The sequence below is a fragment of the Streptococcus australis ATCC 700641 genome, assembly GCF_000186465.1.
In the GTDB taxonomy this organism is placed as follows: Bacteria; Bacillota; Bacilli; order Lactobacillales; family Streptococcaceae; genus Streptococcus; species Streptococcus australis.
Window position 1 is genome coordinate 721,712 of record NZ_GL636091.1, and the last position, 20,253, is coordinate 741,964.

Sequence of the window (20,253 nt, forward strand, 5' to 3'; positions counted from 1 at the left end):
GAGCCTTCTGAATTCAGAGGGCTTTTTTGTTATCTTTTTTCGGACAAGATTCATTATTCTGAGTAAGTCGTTTTGTTTGACAGATGTAATTAACAGAGTTACAATGGATACATCTTAAGAAATAGAGGTTATCGATATGATTGATATTACATATCTAGATGGTGCAAAACAAGAAAGAGTCATGCATTTTGATTCCTATGAAGAATTTGAACGCTCCCAACAGACCTGCTTGATAGGTGTAGCGGATTACTATCCCGTAGAAAAATTGACCTATAATGGGCACGAACTCGATTACCATGGAACTTACGGAGATGTCTTCTTCTATTTGATGAAGCAAGACCTGGAACAATACAAAAACTAAAGGAGAAAAACAATGGCAAAAGCAATTACAGACGCAACATTTGAAGCAGAAACCAAAGAAGGATTGGTCTTGGTAGACTTCTGGGCGACCTGGTGTGGTCCATGTCGTATGCAAGGTCCAATCTTGGACAAATTGTCTGAAGAACTTTCAGAAGATGTCTTGAAAATTGTTAAAATGGACGTTGACGAAAATCCAAATACAGCGCGTGCTTTCGGCATTATGTCTATCCCTACTCTTCTTTTCAAAAAAGATGGACAAGTGGTTAAACAGGTTGCTGGTGTTCACACTGCAGAACAAATCAAGGCTATTGTGGCTGAATTGAGTTAATATCCTAAACACTTCCATTGGTAAAATAGGAGTGCTTTTTTATATCCAAAGAAAGAGCCCTGTCCTTTTATATGAGGAGCAAGGCTCTTTTATCTTCAATAATTTTTTCACGAAAAGTGACTTAGAATATTTTGGTGAGTTTTACATTCACTGTGTCACCATTAGTATTGAAAAGATTGAATAGCTTCTTTCAAGTCAGCTTGTAAAATGTTTCTCTGATCGAGTTGGACATAGACTTCCAATAGGCAGGATCTGAAGTTGGAAAATTTATAAAAGTCTTCCCTTTCTTCTATTGGGAAATCAACAGCTTTTATCCAAGAAGCTACTTGCTCTTGTTCTAACTTTCCCTGTAAAATAGGTTCATAAAGCACTCTCGCCAAGCGCCAATCCTCATCATCTGTAAAACAAATCGAAATCCTTTTAAAGATTTGGCCAAGTATGTCCAATCCGTCAAGTACTCTATTTTTAGGAAAGCCAGGATGACAAACCACTTCTGTCAAGAGGTCAGCTCCATGCGCAAAAGCGTGAACCCAACCATACTGACTGGAAAAACCTGTTGTATCCTTTTCTTTTTCAAGATAATGTAAACCTTGATCCAGTAAAATATATCTTATATCGGCTTTTAATCTTTGATAAAAAATTGATTGCGGATTAGCATCTGCAGATAAGAGGTTGGCATAAACAAGGGCTTTAAAAGAACGCTCAAGTGTTGATAGCCCAATCTTATCAATCTCTTTTTCTACTCCTTCATTGGACGAGATCGTCTCAGCAATGAAATGAAATTGCTCCTGTGTAAACAGTTCTTCTTGAATCCCTCTAGCCAAGCTGGTAAAAACGAGATCATCGCGAATTTCGGGCGAGGGGTCTCCCAAATGTTCCAGCAACCAATGGATTTCTTCTTGACGATAGCTTGGTTTTTCTTCTGTCACTTTACTTTGTAATTCTTGATACATGGTCAAAACCTCTACATTTTTAGCAACTTGATATAATCTAGACCCCAGTTCTCCACAGCATCTAAGACAACTTTGAATTCCTGCCCTATTTCGGTTAAGCTGTACTCAACTCGTGGGGGAACTTCCGCATAGACCTTTCGTTGAATAATCTTATCCTTTTCTAATTGACGGAGATGACGTGTCAAAATAGTTTGAGTAATCCCAGGCAATAATCTTTGCAATTCTTTAAATCGTTTAGTACCCGTACTCAACTGATAAATGATTACCAGTGCCCATTTCCCCGTTAAAACCCTCTGCGTTGTCGCAAATGGACAAATACCATACTCACTTACTTTATTTGGCATAAAATATCTTCTTTCTATTTTTTTAAAAAAATTTATCTTTTAGTATCAACAATAGTACTACTTTTGATACCAGCTATCGAAAAAGTATCTACTTGTTTTTTCGATTGTAACTGTTACAATTATATCATAAAAAAGAAATGGAGAATAGATATGTCAACAAACTTAGAAATTTTCAATACTTATAACCAAGCTTTAATTGCTGGTGATTTTCCTGGTGTCTTTGAAACGATGGCAGACGATATTGTCTGGCATCAACCTGGTACTCATAGTATATCTGGTACAGTTGTTGGTAAGGACCAACTAGGATCTCACCTAGCTACATTTGCTGAGAAAACTAATGGAACCTTTAAGGTGATAACAAATTGGGTTTCTGATAATAAGGATTTTGTCGCAGCTAATGTTACTTTTCTTGGAACACGGGCTGATGGTACTGAACTCAATATGAACGGGATTGACCTCTTCCGTATTGAAGACGGGAAAATCAAAGAAGTTTGGCTCTTCTCTTCAGATCAAGCTGAAGAAGATAGATTTTGGGGATAAGCAAAACAGATTGGAAAAATCCAATCTGTTTTTGCTTATACTCATAACTCAGCACTGTAAGCAATAATCTGATCAACCGTATCAGACAAGAACTGAATGGTATCGCGAAGTGGTTTATCTGTTGAGATATCTGCTCCGATAATCATAGCAGACTCGAGTGGGGTTTTGCTACCGCCTGATTTAAGGAGATCTAGCCAATCTTTGGCTCCGTTTTCGGAGTCCTTCAAATGTAGGTAACCGGCTGTTGAGATAACTAATCCAGCTGAGTAGGTGTAGCTGTAAAGTCCCATGTAGTAGTGGCTTTGGCGCATCCAGGTCAGGGCTGCATCGTCATCGATTTCAACAGCATCTCCCCAGAATTCGGTCAAGACTTCCTTCATGATGCTGTTGAGCTTGCTAGCGCCGAAGGTTCCACCTTCTTCAATCAGGGTGTAGACCTTGCGTTGGAAAGCCGCTTCCAGCAAGTGGGTGATGAAGTTGTGGAAGTAGGTATCTGTCAAGCGGTGAGCTAGGGCAAAGCGTTTTTGACGAGGGTCGTCAAACTGGTGTTCCAAATAGTCGCTGAGGAGGAGCTCGTTAAAGGTAGAAGGGGCTTCTACATAGTAGGTCGACATGTGGGCGTTGAAGTAGCTTTGGTTGTTATCTGAGAAGATGAATTGACCAGAGTGTCCAATCTCGTGGATCAGGGTATAAACATCGCTCATTCGTCCTGTCCAACTCATGAGGACATAAGGATGGACGCGATAAGGGTCAGCTGCATATCCACCGGAATCCTTGCCTTCATTAGCAGCAAAGTCGACCCAACGTTCGGTTTGGTAGCGGGCAATTTCGCGAGAATATTCTTCGCCAAGAGGTGCCACAGATTTCATGACCAAGTCATAAGCGTCATCAATGGTGACATCTGGGTTGAGCGCACTGTCCAAGTCCAACTTCCAATCAGCAAAGGTCATTTTCTCAAGGCCGTTGACCTTGGCCACGTGTTTGAGGAATTTTTGAGCGACTGGAGCGAAGTCCTTCATAATCAGGTCAATCTGACGATCAAACATAGCACGATCCACTTCCTGTTCAGCCAAGAGATAGTCAAAGACTGAGTCGTAACCTCGCATATCTGCGATCAGTTTTTCTGCTTTGACTTGGGCTAGATAGGTGGCAGCAGCTGTGTTTTGGTGCTTGCGGAGACCTTCTGAAAAGGAACGAAAGGCTTTTTCACGGACTTCTGCATTCTCATGGTTTTGGTAGAAGTTTTCATAGGTGACAAAGCTATTCTTGTAAACTTTTCCATCTACTTCAAAATCAGCCATTTCAAAGTCACCTGCCCGCATCTTGGTATAGATATCTTGCGGTCCGTAGAAGACTTCACCAAGGTTGGTCAGAGTTTTTTCCACATCAGCTCCCAAGTAGTGAGCTTTTTTGATCTTGGCTTGACGAATAGCAGAAGTGAGGTGAGGCAATTGTCCGAGACGTTCGAGGACCTCCTCATCCGCTTCGACTAAGGTATCATCAAAGAAAGAGAGTTCGACGCTGGCCCAAGTTTCGAAATCCATCCCTGCTTGGGCAATTTCCGCAAAAGCTTCATCGCCAAAGTCCGTCGTTTGGGGCATAAAGCTGTAGTTACCAATGTGGCTGAGTTGGATCTGAATTTGTTCAAAGACTGCAAAGGCAGCTTCAAAGTCTTCAAAAGTGTGGAGGTTGCCCTTGTAGTTACGGACAAATTCATTGATTTCTTCGCGCGTTTTTTCAATGGCACGCAAGAAGTCTTCCTGGTCTTGATAGAGGGCTGTGAGGTCCCAGAGTTCGTTCTCAGGAAATTCAGAACGTTTTTTTAATTCCATAGTATTCTCCTTTTGATCAATTGGCTATACTTAGTATAGCAGAAAAGAGGGCAGAATGATAGGCGAATGGGGGATCTTATCATAGTCGGCTTTATCCAATAAGAAAACAAGGATTTTCTAGCATTTTTACCTTCTTTTGGTATAATAAAATGGAGAAAGTTTTAGGGAGTATATGATGAAAAAAATCTATAAAGTTAGCTTGACAGCGATGACCTTGTTAACTCTGGTGGCATGTGGGCCTAAGCGACGTCCTAGGACGCAACCTTCTACAGTTCAGAGTGAAGTAGCAGATGGAAAAAGTTCCAAGAAGACATCGTCTGGGCATGAGTACTATCAAACAGTTCTTGAACGTTATCAGGCTTACTCTAGGGCTATCGAGACAGGTGATAGTGCAGGTCTAGAGACTAAACTAAAAGAAATAGATTCTCAATCTGATGAGTATGTCTATGCCATGTATCTTCAAACTCTGGGGAGTAAACCTAACCTTTCCTATTTTTATATGGATTTGGATAAGGATGGACGGGATGAGCTCTTGATTGGAAACGGCCAAACAGTCTCAGCGATTTATTATCTAAAAGGTCAGAAACCAGAATTGTTACATACAGCTTTTGTGGCTTCCTCTGGTGGCTCACGTTCAGGTTTCCAAATTTTTGAGGATGGCTCGGTCATTTATGCTAGCTTTTCGTCTCTTCGACCAGAGGTAGATTTGATCCATTACAAGTTTCAAAAAGGAAAGCTTGAGACTATCAATCAGATTCAAATAAAAAATGGGGACGGCCAGAAGCCAGAACAAGCCTTAGGGATTACAGCGAAAGAAATGGATCAAGCAAAATTTGAATGGAAAAAACTAGAGACCGGTAAGAAGGCGATGAGCCAAGCAAGTAACTCAGAGCAGCAAACAAGTAGTTTTCAAGTCCGTGTAGGAGTCTCAGATCTTCGGATTCGTAAAGAAGCATCGATCAAGGGAGAGGAAGTAGGAATGATCCCACAGGGTGTTTATACGATTACAGAGACAGTTTCAGCTGACGGTTATACCTGGGGCAAGCTCCAATCTGGCCAAGGTTGGATCGCGCTTGAATTTACGACGAAAGTGGAAGGGGGAAATGCATCCACTGTTAAAGGATTGAGTGCGGAAGATCAAGAGGATATCCACTCGGTAGTAGAGAACGGGTATGCTCTAATGTATTCTAGATTGGTCAAACCAACCTTTATATTAGACTTATCAAATGACCATAGTGGTATCTATTCTTATACAGAGGGGATGTTCTTAGATTATTTCAATAGTTATACTCCAGACACCTATCAACTTGCAGATGTCATTAAAAAATTGGAAGCTAAAGAAACATCAGAATCCATTCAGTCTATGACTACAGATCAGTTAATTCAACTTGCGAAAGAAAGAAAACAAGGCTAGATATACTCTTCGAAAGATAAGAAGTTTTTTGAATTCGTTCCTGGAGGACGAGGAGGTGCTGGTCCAGCGGTTGTCATTCCTTCAGTGGATGAGTGGGTCGTTGAGAATGATACTGTTACAGTAACAACTAGAGTTAAGACATCTTCTCAACCTTTTGAGCGCTATGTGTTGAAGCGGAGTAAGAAAGAATATTCAGGTGGAGAACATAAAACGCGATTCTATGTCGTTAGTAAAGAAAATGTGTGGAATGGAAAATAGATAGCACCTATATCTAGCTCTAGAATTTTAAAATAAGTGGAAATCAAATATTCCTCGAAAAAGGCTTTTAAAGCCTTTTTCTTTTGGGCTTGAATATGGTAAAATAAAGGTTATACGTGCTTGGATACAAAGATGAGGATATAACATACAGAAAGGCTATTGAAATCCATATTTCGTTAAGCGGTTTAATGCCTTAGTATCTTGATTAATTGAATTTTGGCCTCATTTCTTAGGAAAAAAGATAAGTTTCCTAGCACTCATCGAGTGCGGTGTCACCTTCCTATTTTTCTACAGAAATGTTCGGCGAGCCGAACCGTCCAAAATATCTTGATTAATTGAACCCGGCCGAAAAGCCGTGTAAAAAAGATAAATCCTCCTAGGAGCGGTCGCTTCGTCGTTCAATTTCCTATTTTCCTTTGAGTTGCTTAACGGCTTAGTATCTTGATAGTTGAACACGGGTTAAATCCCTAGTGAAAAAGATAGATTTCCTAGTGTGCGTGGCACACTGCGTCAATCTCCTATTTTCATACGGGATTCTTCACGCCCTTTGTATCCTGATCTTTGTAGGCAAGTCGTATAATTTTATAAATCCAAAGGGGATTAAAATGGCAAAACAAGTGTTTCAAACGACTTTTGCGGGTCGTGAGTTAATCGTAGAGACTGGCCAGGTTGCTAAGCAAGCAAATGGCTCTGTTGTCGTACGTTACGGTGAGTCAACTGTCTTGACGGCAGCCGTTATGTCTAAGAAGATGGCAACTGGGGATTTCTTCCCGCTTCAAGTCAACTACGAAGAAAAAATGTATGCAGCTGGGAAATTTCCTGGTGGCTTTATGAAACGGGAAGGACGTCCTTCAACAGATGCGACTTTGACAGCGCGTTTGATTGACCGTCCAATCCGTCCAATGTTTGCGGAAGGTTTCCGTAATGAAGTGCAAGTCATCAATACTGTTCTTTCTTACGATGAAAATGCATCTGCACCAATGGCAGCTATGTTTGGTTCATCATTGGCCTTGTCTATCTCAGATATTCCGTTTGACGGTCCAATCGCTGGGGTACAAGTAGGTTATGTTGATGGCCAAATCATCATCAACCCAACGCAAGAACAAGCAGAGCAATCGCTTCTTGAATTGACAGTAGCAGGTACTAAGCACGCTATCAACATGGTAGAGTCTGGTGCCAAAGAATTGTCAGAAGAAATCATGTTGGAAGCTCTTTTGAAAGGACACGAAGCTGTCAAAGAATTGATTGCCTTCCAAGAAGAAATCGTTGCGGCAGTTGGTAAAGAAAAAGCAGAAGTAGAATTGCTTCATGTAGATGCTGACTTGCAAGCTGAAATCATCGCAGCCTACAACAGCGACCTTCAAAAAGCGGTCCAAGTAGAAGAAAAATTGGCTCGTGAAGCTGCAACTCAAGCAGTGAAAGACCAAGTCACAGCTGTTTACGAAGAAAAATATGCAGACCATGAAGAGTTTGACCGTATCATGCGGGATGTGGCTGAAATCTTAGAACAAATGGAACACGCAGAAGTGCGCCGTTTGATCACAGAAGACAAGGTTCGTCCTGATGGTCGTAAGGTCGATGAAATCCGTCCTTTGGATGCGGTTGTTGACTTTCTTCCTCGCGTTCACGGTTCAGGTCTCTTTACTCGTGGACAAACTCAGGCTCTTTCTATCTTGACTTTGGCGCCAATGGGTGAAACTCAAATCATCGATGGTTTGGATCCAGAGTACAAGAAACGCTTTATGCACCACTATAACTTCCCTCAATACTCTGTAGGGGAAACTGGTCGTTACGGTGCACCTGGTCGTCGTGAAATTGGTCACGGTGCTCTTGGTGAGCGTGCTCTTGCTCAAGTATTGCCAAGCTTGGAAGAATTCCCATACGCCATTCGTCTAGTAGCAGAAGTATTGGAATCAAACGGTTCTTCATCTCAAGCCTCTATCTGTGCCGGAACTCTTGCCCTTATGGCTGGTGGTGTGCCAATCAAGGCGCCAGTAGCTGGTATTGCTATGGGTCTCATCTCAGATGGAAACAACTACACCGTATTAACAGATATCCAAGGTTTGGAAGACCACTTTGGAGATATGGACTTTAAGGTTGCAGGTACTCGCGACGGGATTACAGCCCTTCAAATGGATATCAAGATTCAAGGGATTACTGCAGAAATCTTGACAGAAGCTCTTGCCCAAGCCAAGAAAGCTCGTTTTGAAATCCTTGATGTGATTGAAGTTACTATTCCAGAAGTTCGTCCAGAATTGGCTCCAACTGCTCCGAAAATTGATACCATCAAGATTGATGTGGACAAGATCAAGATTGTCATCGGTAAAGGTGGAGAAACCATCGATAAGATCATCGCTGAAACAGGCGTTAAGATTGATATCGACGAAGAAGGTAACGTATCGATCTACTCGAGTGACCAAGATGCCATTAACCGTGCCAAAGAGATCATTGCAGGCTTGGTTCGTGAAGCCAAAGTGGACGAAGTTTACCATGCCAAAGTGGTGCGTATCGAGAAATTCGGTGCCTTTGTCAACCTCTTTGACAAGACGGATGCCCTCGTTCACATCTCTGAAATGGCTTGGACTCGCACCAACCGCGTCGAAGATTTAGTGGAAATCGGAGACGAAGTCGATGTCAAGGTCATCAAGATTGATGAAAAAGGTCGTGTCGATGCTTCGATGAAAGCTCTTCTTCCTCGTCCTCCAAAACCGGAACATGCAGAAGAAAAAGGGGATAAGGGTCATCGTCATGGCGATCGTCCTCGTCACCACAAACCGAGAAAAGACTTTGCCAAAGATGCAGGTCAAGAAACAAAAGAATAAGCAATCAAAAGAAAGGAGCACGGTATGGGATGGTGGCGTGAAACCATTGATATTGTAAAAGAAAATGACCCAGCAGCACGTACCTCGCTGGAGGTCCTCTTGACCTATCCAGGGGTTAAAGCACTGGCTGCTCACCGTGTTTCTCACTTTTTGTGGAACCATGGCTTTAAACTCCTAGCTCGGATGCATAGTCAGTTCTGGCGTTTTTGGACCCAGATTGAGATCCATCCAGGTGCGATCATTGCTTCGGGAGTTTTTATCGACCACGGGGCAGGTCTCGTTATTGGTGAGACAGCCGTTGTTGAAAAAGGCGTTATGCTCTACCATGGGGTGACGCTCGGTGGAACTGGAAAGGATACAGGGAAGCGCCATCCAACGGTTCGTGAGGGAGCTTTGGTCTCCGCTCATGCTCAGGTCATCGGCCCGATTGAGATTGGGGCCAAGGCCAAAGTAGGGGCAGGAGCCGTCGTTGTATCGGATGTACCGAGTGATGTGACTGTTGTCGGAGTCCCTGCCAAGATTGTTCGTGTTCACGGTAAGAAGGATGAGCCAATCATTCACCAAGAAGAAGAAAAACGCGAATACTACGTGAATAAGATGGAACACGCCAAGGAAGCCAGTCACCATTCATCAAGTCTTTAGAAAAGGTTGGCGAAGTTATCGAAGTAAAATATGACAGGAGGAACCGACATGTCAGATTTACCAGATGCTATTTTGAACCAGGTAGTCCTTGAACTGAAAGAAGGCTTGGACGGTCCTGCTAAGGAGTTCTTTGCCAAACTACCGCCTAGCCACCAGCGCGAATGGGCTCGCTATATCAGTGAAGCAAAAAAAGATGAGACCAAGCTGCGCCGTATAGAAAAGATGAAGGTGGATTTGCTGAAGCCTTAAAGAAAGGGAACTTATGCTATTAGAAGAATTTGAAGATGTGGCTGGGGTTATTGAACCAACAGATAGGCAGATTATGGACAAGGGTGAGGTTTGTGAAACTATCATCCTGTCCTTTAATGGCGAAATTCTGAAACGTTTGATTGAGTCAGAAAAAGTCTATCAAGGAGGCTATTTAAAAAATATTAACGGTCAATTCCCTTGGTATGTATATAATTATGATGGAAATCAAGTTGCGGTCATGACTGCGCTTATTGGAGCTCCATCAGTGATTGGCCAACTAGAGGAGTTGGCGGCCAGAGGATTCCAGAATTTCATCATTCTAGGTTCTTGTGGCGTTTTGGATCGCTCAATTGAGGCGGACAAGATTATCCTGCCAGCTGCTGCTTTGCGAGATGAAGGCACTAGCTACCACTATGCCCCACCGGGTGATGAAGTCGCTTATGACGAGTCTCTGTTAGTTAAGCTTGAAGCTATCTTTGACAAGTACGATATTGAGCATATCCGCACCAAGTCCTGGACGACTGATGCCTTTTATCGGGAAACGCCTGATAAGGTCAAGCGTCGCTTAGCTGCTGGGGCTCAAGTGGTGGACATGGAAGCTTCAGCTATCATTGCTTGGAGTCAATTTCGCAAGAGTAAAGTCTATCAGTTCTTCTACACAGCTGACTATGTGGATCATTATAACCGAACCTGGGATACCCGCCATGAAGAGCGGACAGCTGATGCCATGACTTTTTTCACTATCGCTTTGACAATAGCGAAGGAACTAGAAAGGTAACTACAAGAATGGCAGTATATTTTTACGGCTGTATCACCATGGATGGCTACTTGGCAGACAGCCAGCACAGGATAGACTGGCTGCATCAGCTTGGTTCTGTAGAGGATACAGGCTATGATGACTTTTACAGGCAAATGGATATCACCATCATGGGCAAGCGGACCTTTGAGGAAATCCAAGATTTGCAAGATGTAGAAAGTTTTTATCAAGCTACGGAAAACTATGTCTTTACGCATGATAGGCACCTGCCTGTCAGCAATTACCAGCCAGTAGCTGGGGATGTGGTGGACTTTGTTCACCAGATTGACAAAGGTAAAAATGTCTTTGTGATTGGTGGTAATTCCTTGGTAGGACCGCTCTTGGATGCGGATCTTTTCGACCACCTCATTATTCAGATAGCGCCCCTTATCCTAGGAAAGGGGGTTCCCCTCTTTACCCAAGAGGAAGGGCAGCGCTTTTACCAACTGGATAGCCTCAGACAATTTGGCCCTTTTGCAGAGCTGGTCTTCAGCCGAAAAAGTCAGAAATAGAGAAGGGAGTGGACCGCATGATTAAAATTTATGACACCATGTCTCGTGATTTGCGAGAATTTGTCCCCATCGAAGAAGGAAAGGTTCGCATGTATGTCTGTGGACCAACTGTGTACAACTATATCCACGTGGGGAATGCTCGCTCGACAGTAGCCTTCGATACCATTCGTCGCTACTTTGAGTATCGTGGCTACGAAGTTGCCTATATTTCCAACTTTACCGATGTGGATGATAAGATCATCAACCGTGCCAAGGAAGAAGGTATTACGCCTCAGGAAGTGGCAGACAAGTACATCGCGGCCTTTCGTGAAGATGTGACGGCTTTGGGGGTCAAACCTGCAACCCGTCACCCTCGTGTGGTTGAGTTTATGGATGACATCATTCGCTTTGTTACCGACTTGATCGAAAAAGGCTATGCCTACGAGAGTCAAGGCGATGTCTATTTCCGTGTGGAAAAATCCCATAACTATGCTAAATTGGCCAATAAAACCCTGGAAGACCTAGAGCTAGGTGCTTCTGGTCGGACAGATGAAGAAACAGCCCGCAAGGAAAATCCGGTCGACTTTGCTCTCTGGAAAGCTGCCAAACCAGGTGAAGTTTCTTGGGAAAGCCCTTGGGGCCCTGGTCGTCCTGGCTGGCACATTGAGTGTTCGGTCATGTCAACAGGGATTTTAGGCGATACCATTGATATTCACGGTGGTGGAGCTGACCTTGAGTTTCCGCACCATACCAATGAAATTGCCCAGTCAGAAGCCAAAACAGGCAAAACTTTTGCCAATTACTGGATGCACAATGGCTTTGTCAATATTGATAATGTCAAGATGTCCAAGTCCTTAGGTAACTTTATCACTGTGCATGATGCATTGAAGACCATCGATGGCCAAGTGCTTCGCTTCTTCTTTGCGACTCAGCACTACCGCAAGCCCATCAACTTCACAGAAAAAGCTGTGCGCGATGCGGAGACCAACCTCAAGTATTTGAAAAATACCTACGAGCAACCTTTCACAGGAGAAGTGGATCCAGCAGACTTGCAAAGCTTTGTGGACAAGTTTGTAGCGGCTATGGATGAAGATATCAATGCGGCAAACGGAATCACTGTCGTCTTTGAATTGGCCAAATGGATCAACTCAGGTCACTACGACCAAGACGTCAAGGAGGCCTTGGCAAAGATGTTAGAAGTCTTTGGAATTGTCTTTGTTGAAGAGGTCTTGGCTGCGGATATTGAAGCCTTGATCGCAGAACGTCAAGAAGCACGGGCTAATAAAGATTTTGCGCGAGCAGATGAGATTCGAGATCAACTAGCAGCTCAAGGGATTAAACTGTTAGACACTAAAGAAGGTGTAAGGTGGACACGTGATTGATATCAATCTAATCAACGGCATAGCTCTTGCCTTTGAAGGGGATGCGGTTTATTCCATGTATATCCGTAAGCATTTGATTTTGCAAGGGATGACCAAGCCTAACAAACTCCACCAGACTGCAACGAGGTATGTCTCTGCCAAGGCTCAGGCTAATCTGATTGCGATGATGCTTGAGGAAGATGTTTTGACAGTGAAAGAAGTCGAAATCTATAAACGCGGTCGTAATACCAATAGCCATACCAAGGCCAAAAATGCCGACGTCGTGACCTATCGCATGTCGACAGGCTTTGAAGCGGTCATGGGTTACTTGCACTTGACAGATGAAATCAACCGCTTAGAAAAATTGGTAGCTTGGTGTATCCAAAAAGTGGAAGAAGGGATAAAGTAGTGAAAGATATCAGAGAGTGGTTCCCTCATGCTGAGGTGACGGATCAACCGACTCCACCAGCTGGTTTTGTAGCCATCCCTCTTCAGGCCCAGCAATGGCTGCAACTGAAAGAAGAAGAGCTGACGGAGAGAGAAAAGCAATTGATTGCCTGGTTGGGCAGTGAGAAAGATCTTGCCCCCAATCCTTGGTATCAATACTTGATTGATGGAAAGGGAGAAGCCCCTCAAGTTATCAAAAAAATGCAACTTGTCTATTGCCACCTCTCACATTCGACAGCGGAAGGAACAGCTTCCTGGTTAGAGATGATGCAGACACTCTTGCCCAACTTTCGAGCAGTCTTGCAGCTGAGTGGGCAGGACTATGTACTCATTCTGGACCAAGAGCAGTCGCTGCCTGTAGCTGCTATCTTAAAAGATACCGTATCTGCTATGGAGTATGACTTTAATCTTCGCTTATCCATCATGGTGGGGCAGGTATGGACCGAGCCTAAGGATTGGAGACTGTCTTCAGTCATTCGAGCAGAACGAGAAGTCTTTAGAGGCTGGATCCGAGAAGGGCATCAAGGTGTTTACCACTTTTCTCAACTCTATCTGTGGGGAATCGAACAGGAAGATTTGGATCTACATCCTATCAAAGAACGCTTGCGTCAGTTGATTGCGAGTCAAGATCAGTTGCAGGACATCATTGTTGCACTTTGGGACAATGGAGCAGTTGTGACCAAGGCGGCCCAGCAACTCTATCTCCATCGCAATTCCCTTCAATACAAGATGGATAAATGGGAGGAGCTAACGGGTCTCCAGTTAAAAAATCTGACAGATCTGGCCCTTTGTTACCATTTGGTATTACAAGATGTGATGTAAGGGAATCAATCCAGAGTTTTGTGCAACTTGCACAAAACTCTTTTTCTTTTTTGTGAGACCTGCCATAGATTTGTAAAGCGTTTTCATTTACAATAGAACTATAAACATCAAAGGAGTACCATCATGGTAGAATTAAATCTTAAAAATATTTACAAAAAATATCCAAACAGCGAACACTACTCAGTTGAAGACTTCAACTTGGACATCAAAGACAAAGAATTTATCGTTTTCGTAGGTCCTTCAGGATGTGGTAAATCAACGACTCTTCGTATGATCGCTGGTCTTGAAGATATCACAGAAGGTGAGTGTTCAATCGATGGCACTGTTGTAAACAACGTGGCACCTAAAGACCGTGATATCGCCATGGTATTCCAAAACTACGCTCTTTACCCACACATGACTGTGTACGATAACATGGCATTTGGTTTGAAATTGCGTAAATACAGCAAGGAAGATATCGACAAACGTGTACAAGAAGCAGCTGAAATCCTTGGCTTGAAAGAATTCTTGGATCGTAAACCAGCTGACCTTTCTGGTGGTCAACGTCAACGTGTGGCCATGGGACGTGCCATTGTCCGTGATGCAAAAGTATTCTTGATGGACGAACCTTTGTCAAACTTGGATGCTAAACTTCGTGTATCCATGCGTGCTGAAATCGCGAAAATCCACCGTCGTATCGGTGCTACAACCATCTACGTAACTCACGACCAAACAGAAGCGATGACATTGGCAGACCGTATCGTTATCATGTCAGCTACTAAAAACCCAGCTGGTACTGGTACAATTGGACGTGTGGAACAAATTGGTTCTCCGCAAGAAGTGTACAAAAACCCAGTTAACAAATTCGTAGCTGGATTTATCGGAAGCCCTGCGATGAACTTCATCAATGTAAAATTGGAAGGTGGACACATCGTTGCTAATGGATTGAATTTGAAAGTTCCAGAAGGTGCTTTGAAAGTCTTGAAAGAAAAAGGCTATGATGGTAAAGAATTGATCTTTGGTATCCGTCCAGAAGACGTGAACACAGAAGCTGCTTTCCTTGAAACTTTCCCAGAATCAGTAGTGAAAGCTACGATCTCAGTGTCTGAGCTGCTTGGTTCTGAATCTCACTTGTACTGCCAAGTTGGTGACAACGAATTTATCGCAAAAGTAGATGCGCGTGACTACCTTGGAACTGGTGAAACGATCGAACTTGGATTTGACTTGAACAAAGCTCACTTCTTCGATAAAGAAACTGAAAAAACAGTATACTAATACCTACTGACACTATAGAGACTGAGACGATTTGTCTCGGTCTCTTTCATTTTAAGGAGACAAGACATGGAAAAATATTGGTGGAAGGGGAAGGTCGCTTACCAGATTTACCCAAAAAGCTTTAAGGACAGCAATGGCGATGGTGTTGGTGATTTAAAAGGAATCACGGAGAAACTCGATTACCTTCAACAGTTGGGGATTGATATTCTCTGGTTATCGCCTGTTTACAAGAGCCCTTTTATTGATCAGGGATATGATATTTCCGATTATTATGCCATTGACCCCCTTTTTGGGAGCATGGAAGATATGGAAGAGTTGATTGCGGAAGGTAAGAAGCGAGGAATTTCTATCATTATGGACTTGGTGGTTAACCATTGCTCCAGTCATCACGAGTGGTTCCAAAAGGCTTTAGCGGATCCAGATGGCCCTTATGCGGATTACTTTTATTTTATCGAAAGTGACAAAGAACCCAACAACTGGGAAAGTTACTTTGGGGGCAGTGTTTGGGAGCCGGTTCCTGGCACCAACAAATACTATCTTCATTCTTTCCACAAGGATCAGCCAGATCTCAATTGGCAAAATCCTGTCTTGCGCGAAGAAATTTACAGGATGATCAATTGGTGGTTGGACAAGGGAATCGCGGGATTCCGGATTGATGCCATCATCAATATTAAAAAGGATTTAGAATGGCGTTCGCTTCCATCAGACCGTAAGAATGGCCTGGTCCCAGTGCCGGAGTCGCTGGTGAATGCGCAACCCATTGAACCCTTCTTGCAAGAGTTAAAGGAGCGAACCTTTGCCAAATACAATGCTTTCACTGTAGGAGAAGTTTTCAATGAAACCGATGAAGAATTGCATTTCTTCATTGGAAAAGACGGAGTCTTTTCTTCTATCTTTGACTTCAAGCAAACCTGCTTGGGGCAGGAAGGAAAGGGCTGGTTTGACCATACTCTTCCAACAGCGGAAGAACTCAAGGAAAGTATTTTCCAAGCCCATGAGCGCACAGATAGGATTGGTGTTCTCTCAACCATCATCGAAAACCACGACGAACCTCGTGGAGTGTCCCATTATATCGCAGAAGGTCCGGTAAACGATACCAGTAAAAAAGCCCTGGGAACCATTCAGGTTTTGCGCAAGGGAATTCCGTTTATCTATCAAGGTCAAGAAATTGGAATGGAGAACCAAGTCTTTGAATCAGTGGAAGACTTTGATGATATCGCGACCATCAATGGCTACCACGTTGCTAAAGAAGCTGGTTTGAGTGAGGAAGAAGCCTTAGCAGTGATTGCCAACTACAGCCGGGATAATGCGCGGACACCGATGCAGTGGACAAGAGAGCCAGGTCTGGGCTTTAGCGATGGACCAGCCTGGTTGATCAGTCCCAAACCAGACTATTCTATTAATGTAGAGGACCAGGAAAAAGATCCAGACTCCATCTTGAATTATTACCGCCAGTTAACGGCCTTGTATCGCCATCCCCTCTATGGAAATACCATCCGGTTTGGAGATATGATCCCAGCTTATCGGGAACGTGAGAATATCATCGCCTTCGAACGCCGTGGGGACAAGCGTCTCTTGGTAATCAGCAATTTCCAAAATCGCCAGGCCACTTTGGAGTTGACAGCTCCGATTAAAACGGTCGTTTTAAATAATACCGCAGGGTTGTTCCAAGAAGGAGACCAGGTATTAGAATTGGCCCCTTACCAAACCATCGTGCTGGAACTACAAGAATAAGAAGGAACTTTGCATCATTGTTAGAATTTAAGATGTAGAATAGTATTTTCATTAAATATTCTGAAAAAATTTATAGAAGATTTCTATTACTTTAGAATCAGTCAAGTATAAACTGAAACTTTCCGCTGTGAGAAAAGTGCTTGAAACATTATTGTTTCAAGCACTCGGGAGTTTTGAGACCTTAGGCTCAAAACTAAGTCATGGAACTTCGAAGAAGTTCGCTGACGTCCGTACTCACCTAAGGAAAGTTTTGAAAAATATTTTATTTCCGAAAAGAACCTTCGCAGATGCGAAGGTTCTTTTCATGCCATCCAAGTCTAAACCTGGAACTTATTCAACTTCTTTCTTTTTCAAGAGGAGCATGCCTCCGCTAACGGCTAGCAAGAAGCTTGAAAGAACAAAGTGTCCGGTTGAGTGATCTCCAGTTTGTGGCAATTGCGCCTTGGCTGGATTTTCTTGGAATCTTTGTCCCACTTGGTAGCTCAAGGTTTGCGCGCTTTCTTCAGCTTCAGCTGCGGTTTCTTTTTGTGGAAGGAGAACTTTAGTAGTGTCTTTCTTAGCCAAGATTGGCTGTGGAGTGGTTGTTTGGTTATGAATTGGAACCACCACCTGATCTGGTTCTTTGGCTGGTACGTAATCCATCAAGCTAGCCAACTTGCTGCCAAAGATTGCGTTGGTTACCCAGCGGAAGAAGTGGACAGGGTGTTGGCGGTTAGTTGGATTTCCAGCGTAAACAAAGAGTGGTTGGCCAAGTAGTTCTCCAGAGATGGCCATGACCTTATTGGCTAGGACTTCATTTTTTGGCCACCAACCAGCAATGTAGTAGTCGCTTGAAGCGATGCTCATCAAGGTCTTGAAGTTGCTTGGAACTTTTTCAATCCAGTTTCCTGAGTTGGAGTAGAAGAGGGCGTTCTTCTTGTAACCGCTGGTCAGTGGATCTTGGTCATCGATGATGGCCTTCATCAAGCCCTCGTAGTCACTGCCACCTTTTAGTTTTTCAGCGTCAAATCCTGCAAGAACTCCCAATTTTTCCAGTTTCTGCATGGCTTCCCCGCCGATGACGAGAGTTGGTTTCTTGCCGAAGATGGAGGCATCGAAGCGATTGTTTTCAAGAACAATAACATCTGCTTCATCAGGAGTGTCGACGATTTGGAAACCTAATTTTTTAAGAACCAGACTAGTATGAGCCGGTGCGTCTACTCCAGTCCAATCGTAGTGATAATTAGGCGAGTAGATTTTCAATGGTTTCAAGGTTGGACCGTTTGGTACCTTGTAGAGGGCTTCGCCGTAGATAGCATAGTTTGGAAGGAGCGATGCGAAGGTATCACGGTCAACGATGTAGCCATCATCTGTTAGGTAAACAGATTTGCCTTGGGAAATCGCCTTGTTTACTGCTTGAACAGCGCTGGCTGATGTATTAGCGATGACGTAGTAAGGTGCCTTTGGATCGATCTCAGAGGTTCTAGTCGCGCGAGTAGTTGTGACTTCTCCAAGTTTTCCAGCAAAGAGACCGTCCTTGAATACAGGTTCTGCCTTGAAGCCTTTCATATCAGGGAAGTTTACGAGAAGTTCCGCATACATGGCAGCCCAGGCGGATTCATTAGAACCTTTATAGAGAATATGGTTGGCATAGCCCCGTTTGGCTTGGGCCATATCAATGACTAAGTCCCCTTTTTTGTAGTTGCCTGTATCTTCTTTGAGTTCTTTAACGAGGACACCGTTTCGTTTGAAGTAGTCGATCATATTGAAGGCTTCTTGGGCGTCATTGTCCTTGTCGAGTCCCATTGGGATAACATAATAGTCAGGGAAGAATTTCGGACGACCATTCTTCACACGACCGACAACTTCACCAGTTGGTCCTACTAATTCATTTTCTGCTTTTGGATCTTCAATCTTGTTGAGACCACGTAAGTAGAAGTTGAGCCGCATTTCAAGGAGTTTGTCTGGATCTTGGTTGAGGAAGTCAATGCCGCCGAGGACAGCATTACGACCAGCATAATAAGATTCCTGGTTGGATTCTGGTATTTCAATGGTGTGGCCCAAGATGCCGTGATAGACAGCATAGACACCTGTATAACCAGAGAAGGAATCATCCCAGCCATCTCCCCAATCCAGTTTTGGAATGATGTAGCTGTCGTATTTGGAATTAGCAACCCCTGCGCGGCCCATATGGTGGGCATTTTCTAGCATGAGGTTGGACATGAGGTCGTATTCAAAGTTCGGATCATGTGGAGGTGTTGCAGGCTCAATCAAGAATTCTTTGACAAATCCATGGATATCATAGAGAGCAATTGGATTCCACTTGTTGATCATTTGGATGACGGTACGCACTTCGGGGTTTGTTTGGTAGCTGGCATCGCGGTTGGGATCCAGTCCATTGGCCAAAGCACGCAGGTTGAGAGCGTCCCCATCAGGGTTTTCCGTGAAGTCAAACAAGAAGATAAATTTGTTTAGGAGAGTTGGGATGTCCAGAGTTACATTCTTGACGTTACCAGCTTCGTCTGTCGTTTTAAAAGTGACTTGATTTTCTGTAGCGAAGGTACGGAAGAGACCAGTGATGATGTCAATCCCAGGTTGTTCATCCGCATGCGTATTATGAACCAGGACAGGCAGTTTGTAATCCAAGGTCTTGTCCTTCAGAGCTGCCAACATCTCGCTTGGTTTGGTGAGGGCTTTTGGATTGGTAGATGAGAGGTAGTGGTCAATACTTGCTTGGTCCTTACTCACAATTCCCATCTTCATATCACGGCCTTGGGCGCTCTTACCAAGAGTTTCAAGCTGAACTAGACGGTCCGTTTTGGCTTCTGCCTTTGTCTGCTCAATGGAAGCTAGCATTTCCTCGTGGGTATGGAAATCTTTATATGGACGGAAGGTTAGATTCTTGCGAATAGTCAGCCCAAGATCTGAACTAGTTCCGACTAAAGTATGCTCGCCAATATAGTTCCGATAGGTCCGACGGATATTATTAGGGCTCCGAAGGCTTAAATCTTCGCCAAAGAGTTCCTTGACGTTAAAGGTCACATCCAAATCGTTTCCGTTTTTATTTTCTTCAACAGTGATGAAAGGATCTTTGGAAAGAGTTCCTGTTTCCATGTCCCAAGTTTTCCACTCTTCCAGCGGTTTGTCGTCCAAGGTCCAGCTGATTTTTCCAGCAGCCTGTGCTTGACCCTTGACGGTATCGGTCAATTTCTCTTTTTCAGACATGTAAATAGTGCTGTTGGTCAAGCTGACAGCTGGTTCTGTGCTAGCTGCACGATCTGACACCGGGTTTTCTGGTTTGGCAGCAGGGCTAGCGGTGTCTGAAGCAGTAGAAGAGCTTGTTTCTGGGCTAGCAGGACTAGCTGAGCTAGGACTTGCTTCCACAGGGCTTGGTGTAACTTCTGTTGCTGAGCTAGGACTTGCAACTTCTGATCCAGCAACTGGACTAGCACTAGTGTCCTCTGGTTTGAGGACATTTTCGACAGGTGCAGCAGGACTAGCGGGCTCGACAGTGTCCGCAGCAACTTGGCCTTGTGCGAGGAAGGCTAAGAGGACTGCGGTAGAGATACTGAGAGCGTTTGTGTACAAACGCTTCTTATAAGAAGAATGCATAAAGAGACCTCCTTT

Annotated in this window: 18 protein-coding genes; 14 read left to right on the forward strand and 4 right to left on the reverse strand. The window is 43.8% G+C overall.

Going from position 1 to position 20,253, the window contains the following annotated elements; genetic code table 11:
• The first annotated feature begins 136 nt into the window (after nt 1-136).
• Nucleotides 137-361 carry a DUF4649 family protein gene (locus HMPREF9421_RS03385; protein WP_006595583.1) on the forward strand — a complete coding sequence of 75 codons (225 nt, stop codon included), beginning with the start codon at nt 137-139 and terminating at the stop codon, nt 359-361.
• Nucleotides 362-373: 12 nt separating this feature from the next.
• Nucleotides 374-688, forward strand: a complete 315-nt coding sequence (trxA, locus tag HMPREF9421_RS03390; RefSeq protein WP_006595584.1) for a thioredoxin — start codon at nt 374-376, stop codon at nt 686-688.
• 161 nt (nt 689-849) lie between these two features.
• On the opposite strand, the gene HMPREF9421_RS03395 is transcribed toward trxA, so the two are convergent.
• Together HMPREF9421_RS03395 and HMPREF9421_RS03400 are read right to left on the reverse strand one after the other, a co-directional pair.
• Nucleotides 850-1,641 carry a DUF2785 domain-containing protein gene (locus HMPREF9421_RS03395; protein ID WP_006595585.1) on the reverse strand — a complete coding sequence of 264 codons (792 nt, stop codon included), beginning with the start codon at nt 1,639-1,641 and terminating at the stop codon, nt 850-852.
• A gap of 11 nt (nt 1,642-1,652) precedes the next feature.
• Nucleotides 1,653-1,985: a winged helix-turn-helix transcriptional regulator gene (locus tag HMPREF9421_RS03400; protein ID WP_006595586.1), complete on the reverse strand. Its 333-nt coding sequence runs from the start codon at nt 1,983-1,985 to the stop codon at nt 1,653-1,655.
• A 150-nt stretch (nt 1,986-2,135) separates the two neighbouring features.
• Here HMPREF9421_RS03400 and HMPREF9421_RS03405 point away from each other — a divergent pair, with 150 nt between their 5' ends.
• Nucleotides 2,136-2,525, forward strand: coding sequence for a nuclear transport factor 2 family protein (locus HMPREF9421_RS03405; RefSeq protein WP_006595587.1), 390 nt, complete (start codon nt 2,136-2,138; stop codon nt 2,523-2,525).
• A gap of 41 nt (nt 2,526-2,566) precedes the next feature.
• Here HMPREF9421_RS03405 and pepF read toward each other — a convergent pair whose 3' ends face one another.
• Complete coding sequence (gene pepF, locus HMPREF9421_RS03410; protein ID WP_006595588.1) at nt 2,567-4,357, reverse strand: oligoendopeptidase F; 1,791 nt, start codon at nt 4,355-4,357, stop codon at nt 2,567-2,569.
• Between the two features lie 175 nt (nt 4,358-4,532).
• On the opposite strand from pepF, the gene HMPREF9421_RS03415 reads away from it, so the two are divergent.
• The 11 genes from HMPREF9421_RS03415 (at nt 4,533) to HMPREF9421_RS03465 (ending at nt 16,647) form a co-directional block, all read left to right on the forward strand.
• The gene (locus HMPREF9421_RS03415; RefSeq protein ID WP_006597280.1) at nt 4,533-5,771 is read left to right on the forward strand and encodes a hypothetical protein; all 1,239 of its coding nucleotides are present in this window, start codon (nt 4,533-4,535) and stop codon (nt 5,769-5,771) included.
• Between the two features lie 863 nt (nt 5,772-6,634).
• Nucleotides 6,635-8,851, forward strand: a complete 2,217-nt coding sequence (gene pnp, locus HMPREF9421_RS03420; protein WP_006597279.1) for a polyribonucleotide nucleotidyltransferase — start codon at nt 6,635-6,637, stop codon at nt 8,849-8,851.
• 24 nt (nt 8,852-8,875) lie between these two features.
• Nucleotides 8,876-9,493 carry a serine O-acetyltransferase gene (cysE, locus tag HMPREF9421_RS03425; protein ID WP_006595591.1) on the forward strand — a complete coding sequence of 206 codons (618 nt, stop codon included), beginning with the start codon at nt 8,876-8,878 and terminating at the stop codon, nt 9,491-9,493.
• Nucleotides 9,494-9,523: 30 nt separating this feature from the next.
• The gene (locus tag HMPREF9421_RS03430) at nt 9,524-9,742 is read left to right on the forward strand and encodes a YdeI/OmpD-associated family protein (protein ID WP_006595592.1); all 219 of its coding nucleotides are present in this window, start codon (nt 9,524-9,526) and stop codon (nt 9,740-9,742) included.
• 13 nt (nt 9,743-9,755) lie between these two features.
• Nucleotides 9,756-10,520, forward strand: a complete 765-nt coding sequence (locus HMPREF9421_RS03435; protein ID WP_006595593.1) for a nucleoside phosphorylase — start codon at nt 9,756-9,758, stop codon at nt 10,518-10,520.
• 8 nt (nt 10,521-10,528) lie between these two features.
• Nucleotides 10,529-11,050: a dihydrofolate reductase family protein gene (locus HMPREF9421_RS03440; protein ID WP_000301974.1), complete on the forward strand. Its 522-nt coding sequence runs from the start codon at nt 10,529-10,531 to the stop codon at nt 11,048-11,050.
• Nucleotides 11,051-11,067: 17 nt separating this feature from the next.
• On the forward strand, nt 11,068-12,411 hold the full coding sequence (gene cysS, locus HMPREF9421_RS03445) for a cysteine--tRNA ligase (RefSeq protein ID WP_006597283.1): 1,344 nt from the start codon (nt 11,068-11,070) through the stop codon (nt 12,409-12,411).
• Nucleotides 12,404-12,799, forward strand: coding sequence for a Mini-ribonuclease 3 (locus tag HMPREF9421_RS03450; protein WP_006595595.1), 396 nt, complete (start codon nt 12,404-12,406; stop codon nt 12,797-12,799). Before cysS ends, HMPREF9421_RS03450 begins: the two co-directional genes overlap by 8 nt.
• The gene (locus tag HMPREF9421_RS03455; protein ID WP_006595596.1) at nt 12,799-13,659 is read left to right on the forward strand and encodes a helix-turn-helix domain-containing protein; all 861 of its coding nucleotides are present in this window, start codon (nt 12,799-12,801) and stop codon (nt 13,657-13,659) included. Before HMPREF9421_RS03450 ends, HMPREF9421_RS03455 begins: the two co-directional genes overlap by 1 nt.
• A 123-nt stretch (nt 13,660-13,782) precedes the next feature.
• The gene (locus HMPREF9421_RS03460; RefSeq protein WP_006595597.1) at nt 13,783-14,913 is read left to right on the forward strand and encodes an ABC transporter ATP-binding protein; all 1,131 of its coding nucleotides are present in this window, start codon (nt 13,783-13,785) and stop codon (nt 14,911-14,913) included.
• A 66-nt stretch (nt 14,914-14,979) separates the two neighbouring features.
• Entirely contained in the window at nt 14,980-16,647 is a 1,668-nt protein-coding gene (locus HMPREF9421_RS03465; protein ID WP_006595598.1) for an alpha-glucosidase, read from the forward strand.
• Between the two features lie 330 nt (nt 16,648-16,977).
• Here the strand turns inward: HMPREF9421_RS03465 and HMPREF9421_RS03470 are convergent, their stop codons facing one another.
• Complete coding sequence (locus HMPREF9421_RS03470; RefSeq protein WP_006597276.1) at nt 16,978-20,238, reverse strand: LPXTG-anchored zinc carboxypeptidase; 3,261 nt, start codon at nt 20,236-20,238, stop codon at nt 16,978-16,980.
• Nucleotides 20,239-20,253: the final 15 nt, after the last annotated feature.

Excerpts from the sequence above, each read along its gene's own strand:
- HMPREF9421_RS03470 (WP_006597276.1), bottom strand. The coding sequence starts at position 20,238 with ATGCATTCTTCTTATAAGAAGCGTTTGTACACAAACGCTCTCAGTATC.
- trxA (WP_006595584.1), top strand. The coding sequence starts at position 374 with ATGGCAAAAGCAATTACAGACGCAACATTTGAAGCAGAAACCAAAGAA.
- HMPREF9421_RS03465 (WP_006595598.1), top strand. The coding sequence starts at position 14,980 with ATGGAAAAATATTGGTGGAAGGGGAAGGTCGCTTACCAGATTTACCCA.
- HMPREF9421_RS03405 (WP_006595587.1), top strand. The coding sequence starts at position 2,136 with ATGTCAACAAACTTAGAAATTTTCAATACTTATAACCAAGCTTTAATT.
- pnp (WP_006597279.1), top strand. The coding sequence starts at position 6,635 with ATGGCAAAACAAGTGTTTCAAACGACTTTTGCGGGTCGTGAGTTAATC.
- cysS (WP_006597283.1), top strand. The coding sequence starts at position 11,068 with ATGATTAAAATTTATGACACCATGTCTCGTGATTTGCGAGAATTTGTC.
- HMPREF9421_RS03395 (WP_006595585.1), bottom strand. The coding sequence starts at position 1,641 with ATGTATCAAGAATTACAAAGTAAAGTGACAGAAGAAAAACCAAGCTAT.
- HMPREF9421_RS03400 (WP_006595586.1), bottom strand. The coding sequence starts at position 1,985 with ATGCCAAATAAAGTAAGTGAGTATGGTATTTGTCCATTTGCGACAACG.
- cysE (WP_006595591.1), top strand. The coding sequence starts at position 8,876 with ATGGGATGGTGGCGTGAAACCATTGATATTGTAAAAGAAAATGACCCA.
- HMPREF9421_RS03460 (WP_006595597.1), top strand. The coding sequence starts at position 13,783 with ATGGTAGAATTAAATCTTAAAAATATTTACAAAAAATATCCAAACAGC.
- HMPREF9421_RS03440 (WP_000301974.1), top strand. The coding sequence starts at position 10,529 with ATGGCAGTATATTTTTACGGCTGTATCACCATGGATGGCTACTTGGCA.
- HMPREF9421_RS03430 (WP_006595592.1), top strand. The coding sequence starts at position 9,524 with ATGACAGGAGGAACCGACATGTCAGATTTACCAGATGCTATTTTGAAC.
- HMPREF9421_RS03415 (WP_006597280.1), top strand. The coding sequence starts at position 4,533 with ATGAAAAAAATCTATAAAGTTAGCTTGACAGCGATGACCTTGTTAACT.
- HMPREF9421_RS03435 (WP_006595593.1), top strand. The coding sequence starts at position 9,756 with ATGCTATTAGAAGAATTTGAAGATGTGGCTGGGGTTATTGAACCAACA.
- HMPREF9421_RS03385 (WP_006595583.1), top strand. The coding sequence starts at position 137 with ATGATTGATATTACATATCTAGATGGTGCAAAACAAGAAAGAGTCATG.
- pepF (WP_006595588.1), bottom strand. The coding sequence starts at position 4,357 with ATGGAATTAAAAAAACGTTCTGAATTTCCTGAGAACGAACTCTGGGAC.